General features: G+C 34.1%; 4 protein-coding genes and 1 tRNA gene. 1 reads left to right on the top strand and 4 read right to left on the bottom strand.

Annotation, left to right across the window (positions count from 1 at the left end):
* Positions 1-51: 51 nt before the first annotated feature.
* The 3 genes from B2X73_RS11775 to B2X73_RS11765 form a co-directional block, all read right to left on the bottom strand.
* Entirely contained in the window at positions 52-1,104 is a 1,053-nt protein-coding gene (locus tag B2X73_RS11775) for an NAD(P)/FAD-dependent oxidoreductase (RefSeq protein WP_286495897.1), read from the bottom strand.
* Positions 1,105-1,252: 148 nt separating this feature from the next.
* A tRNA-Met gene (locus tag B2X73_RS11770) sits at positions 1,253-1,326 on the bottom strand.
* Between the two features lie 203 nt (positions 1,327-1,529).
* Positions 1,530-2,711: a pyridoxal phosphate-dependent aminotransferase gene (locus tag B2X73_RS11765; protein ID WP_219034881.1), complete on the bottom strand. Its 1,182-nt coding sequence runs from the start codon at positions 2,709-2,711 to the stop codon at positions 1,530-1,532.
* 112 nt (positions 2,712-2,823) lie between these two features.
* Here B2X73_RS11765 and tpx point away from each other — a divergent pair, with 112 nt between their 5' ends.
* On the top strand, positions 2,824-3,324 hold the full coding sequence (gene tpx / locus B2X73_RS11760; RefSeq protein WP_114997736.1) for a thiol peroxidase: 501 nt from the start codon (positions 2,824-2,826) through the stop codon (positions 3,322-3,324).
* Positions 3,325-3,391: 67 nt separating this feature from the next.
* Here the strand turns inward: tpx and B2X73_RS11755 are convergent, their stop codons facing one another.
* Positions 3,392-4,282, bottom strand: a complete 891-nt coding sequence (locus B2X73_RS11755; protein WP_114997739.1) for a 3-hydroxyacyl-CoA dehydrogenase family protein — start codon at positions 4,280-4,282, stop codon at positions 3,392-3,394.
* Positions 4,283-4,423 lie beyond the last annotated feature (141 nt).

Below are 4,423 nucleotides of genomic sequence, written 5' to 3'. Positions count from 1 at the left end.
TACCTAAATGCACTACGGGTTTAAAAAATATTTCTATTTATTTTGTTAAAATTAGTCAATAGCTTTGACAACCGCTTTTTCGGCTTCTTTTCTTGTCCCGTCGAAACCATCAACACCAGAAACAGTTGTGTATTTCAAGACAAATTTTTTCCCAGGATTCATTCTATTGTAAACAGACTGACACATTAACGTTGCTTCATGGAAACCACATAAAATCAATTTCAATTTTCCTGGATAAGTATTTACGTCTCCAATCGCGTAAATTCCTTCGATATTTGTTTGATAATCTAAAGCATTATTTACCTTGATTGCATTTTTATCAATCTCCAATCCCCAATTTGCAATAGGACCTAGTTTTGGAGAAAGACCAAACAATGGAATAAAATAATCTGTTTCAAGTTCAAAAGTTTCACCTTCTTTTTCAATTACCAAACTTTCCACTTTTCCTTCACCTTTGATTCCAGTAATTTCTGCAGGAGTGATTAAATTAATTTTTCCAGCTTTTTTCAATTCAATTACTTTATCAACAGAATCTAACGCTCCACGGAACTCATTTCTTCTGTGTACCAACGTAACTTCCGCAGCCACATCAGCCAAGAAAATCGACCAATCCAAAGCAGAATCTCCACCACCAGCAATTACGATTTTTTTATCACGGAACAGTTCAGGATTTTTTACAAAATACTCCACTCCGTTTTCTTCATACGCTTCGATGTTTTCGATAATTGGCTTACGAGGCTCAAAAGATCCAAGACCACCAGCAATGGCAACCGCTTTTCCTTGTACTTGCGTTCCTTTATTTGTTGTTACAATAAAAGTTCCGTCTTCTTGCTTATCAATTGTTGCAGCTTGTTCGTTTAATGTAAAACCTGGCTCAAATTGTTTGATTTGCTCCATTAAATTGTCAATCAATTCACCTGCACCAACAGAAGGATAACCAGGAATATCAAAAATTGGTTTTTTTGGATACAATTCTGTCAATTGCCCTCCAGGTTGAGGAAGAGCATCAATAATATGACATCTCATTTTTAATAAACCTGCTTCGAAAACGGCAAAAAGACCAGTTGGTCCAGCTCCGATTATAACTATATCTGTTTGAATCATTTTTTTGAATTTTATTTAGAACGTTATTAAATTGAATGCAAATTTAATGAATTTGAAAGGATTAATCGATGATTATCATCAGAAGTCTAATAATATTTATTGATAATAAAAAAGACAAATTCAATAATGAATTTGTCTTTTGAATTTGTAGCGAAGAGCAGAATCGAACTGCCGACCTCAGGGTTATGAATCCTGCGCTCTAACCATCTGAGCTACCTCGCCTTGTTTTTAGTGGTGCAAATATAAGAGGTTATTTTCGATTAAAACAAATCTTTTTTGAAATATTTTCAATAAAAAGTCGCTTAAATAGGCTAATCAATTGAATTTCATTAAAATTAAAATCACATTTTTTTTAAGAAAATATCATCCACAAAAAAATCCTCAAGTAAAACTTGAGGATTTTGATATTTTATCTATTTTTCTACTTACGCTAAAGCATTTTTGATACGTGTCATTGCTTCTTTCAACTCTTCTACAGACGCCGCATACGAGATACGAATACAATTTTTAGACCCGAAAGCCGAACCAGAAACAACTGCAACTTGTGCATGCTCTAATAAATATAAAGCTAAATCATCTGCATTGTTAATTGTAACGCCATTGTATGTATTTCCGAAAGTTGCCGTAACATCTGGAAATAAATAGAAAGCTCCTTTTGGTTCGTTTACTTTGAACGTTGGAATTTCTCTTGCCCAACCTAACATCAATTCACGACGTTCTGCAAACGCATCAACCATGTATTGAACAGAACTTGGATCTGCTTCTAAAGCCGTAATTGCAGCACGTTGAGCGATAGACGTTGCTCCCGAAGTCACTTGTCCTTGTAACGTTTCGCATGCTTTTGCTAACCAAGCTGGCGCTCCAATGAAACCAATTCTCCAACCTGTCATTGCGAAAGCTTTTGCTAAACCATTTACAGTTACTGTTTGATTATAAACTTCTGGGAAAGATGCAATCGAAACATTTTTTTCTCCGTAAACAATGTGCTCATAAATTTCGTCCGAAATAATAATCACATCTGGATATTTTGCTAAAACCTCAGCCAAACCTTTCAATTCTTCTCTTGTGTAAACTGATCCTGACGGATTACAAGGAGATGAATAAATAATAGCACGAGTTTTATCTGTAATTGCAGCTTCTAACTGTGCTGGTGTAATTTTGAAATCAGCTTCTAAAGTTCCTTCCACAAAAACTGGCGTTCCTCCTGATAATTCTACGATATCTGAATAAGAAACCCAATAAGGTGTTGGAATAATTACTTCAGTTCCTTCGTCTACAATTGCTTGTAAAACATTATAAATAGATTGTTTTGCTCCAGTAGAAACAACAACTTGATTTGCTGTATATTCAATATTGTTATCACGTTTAAACTTCTTACAAATTGTTTCCTTCAAATCTGCATACCCTGCAATTGGAGGATATCCTGAATAATTTTCGTCGATAGCTTTTTTAGCTGCCTCCTTGATAAAATCTGGTGTATTGAAATCTGGTTCTCCAATACTTAAACTAATCACATCGATTCCTTGTGATTTTAATTCTCTTGCTTTCGCAGACATTGCAATAGTTGCAGATGGTTTCAAATTCTGTAAACGCTTTGAAAGTTGCATAATATTTGTGTGTTATTTGTAATGTAACAATTTATTATTGCGAAGATACTTTTTTCTCCGTAGAATTTTGTTACTTTTAATCATTAAAAATCTAAGAATAAAATAAAAAATTATGGCTGAAATTACATTCAAAGGAAATCCTATTCATACAGGCGGAGATTTACCTATAATTGGTGAAAAAGCGCCGATTTTTGCTTTAACAGCAGGAGATTTAAGCGACAAAACATTGGCTGATTATGCTGGAAAAAATGTTGTTTTAAATATTTTTCCAAGTGTTGACACTGGTGTTTGTGCGCAATCTGTACGAACTTTTAACAAAGAAGTTTCTTCTGCTGCAAATACAGTTGTGTTATGTATTTCGAAAGATTTACCTTTCGCTTTATCTCGTTTTTGTGCTGCCGAAGGTTTGGATAATGTAGTCACTTTATCTGATTTCAAAAATGAAGAATTCGCAAATGCTTATGGTGTTAAAATGGTTGATGGACCATTAAATGGATTATTATCTCGCGCAGTTGTAGTAATTAATCCAAATGGAGAAGTTGCTTATGCAGAACAAGTTCCTGAAATTGGACAAGAACCAGATTACACACATGCTTTAGCTGCAATTAAGTAATCAAAATAAAAAAAAGCGTTACCCGAAAAGTAACGCTTTTTGTTTTGACTATTTTGTGTAAGATAAACTACTTCGCAAACTGAGCAGCTAATTTTTCTGCTTTTTTAGATTCTGAATAATCATAGAATCCTTCTCCAGATTTTACTCCTTTTTTACCAGCAGTTACCATGTTAACTAACAATGGACAAGGTGCATATTTAGGATTTTTGAAACCATCGTACAACACTTCTAAGATTGATAAACAAACGTCTAAACCGATAAAATCTGCTAATTGTAATGGTCCCATTGGATGAGCCATACCTAATTTCATTACTTCGTCAATTTCTTTCACGCCCGCAACTCCTTCATATAAAGAATAAATTGCTTCGTTAATCATTGGCATTAAAATACGATTGGCGATAAAACCTGGATAATCATTCACTTCAACTGGAACTTTTCCTAATTTTTCTGACATTTCCATAATCGCTTTCGTTACTTCGTCTGTTGTATCGTAACCACGAATAATTTCAACCAATTTCATCATCGGAACTGGATTCATGAAATGCATTCCAATCACTTGTTTTGGACGACTTGTAACAGACGCAATTTTTGTAATCGAAATAGAAGAAGTATTAGACGCTAAAATTGCATTTGCTGGCGCAGCTTCATCAATTTGTTTGAAGATTTTCAATTTCAAATCTAAATTTTCTGTTGCAGCTTCTACAACTAAATCCGCATTTTTTACCGCTTCCGCAGTATCTGTAAATGTTGTAATATTATTTAAAGTTGCTGTTTTGTCAGCTTCCGTAATTTTTTCTTTGGCGATCATACGCTCCAAATTTCCAGCGATTGTTTTCAATCCACGCTCCAAACTATCTTGAGAAACGTCAACCAAATTCACTGCAAATCCTGATTGTGCGAAAACGTGAGCAATTCCATTCCCCATCGTTCCAGCTCCAATAACTGTAATGTTTTTCATCTTTTTGTATGTTTGTTTTTATTATTTATTTTTTTTCGAGATTCGAAGTTCGAAATGAGTTTTGCGAAATTTGATTTTTCAGAATGAGAAGCTGAAATGAATTCAGCTTGACAAATTTTCGTCATTCTGATTTCTATGACA

Origin of the sequence: Empedobacter sp. UBA7252 (assembly GCF_002472765.1) — a bacterium.
In the GTDB taxonomy this organism is placed as follows: Bacteria; Bacteroidota; Bacteroidia; order Flavobacteriales; family Weeksellaceae; genus Empedobacter; species Empedobacter falsenii_B.
This window is presented reverse-complemented; position numbering and strand designations above follow the sequence as displayed.

Excerpts from the sequence above, each read along its gene's own strand:
- B2X73_RS11775 (WP_286495897.1), bottom strand. The coding sequence starts at position 1,104 with ATGATTCAAACAGATATAGTTATAATCGGAGCTGGACCAACTGGTCTT.
- B2X73_RS11765 (WP_219034881.1), bottom strand. The coding sequence starts at position 2,711 with ATGCAACTTTCAAAGCGTTTACAGAATTTGAAACCATCTGCAACTATT.
- tpx (WP_114997736.1), top strand. The coding sequence starts at position 2,824 with ATGGCTGAAATTACATTCAAAGGAAATCCTATTCATACAGGCGGAGAT.
- B2X73_RS11755 (WP_114997739.1), bottom strand. The coding sequence starts at position 4,282 with ATGAAAAACATTACAGTTATTGGAGCTGGAACGATGGGGAATGGAATT.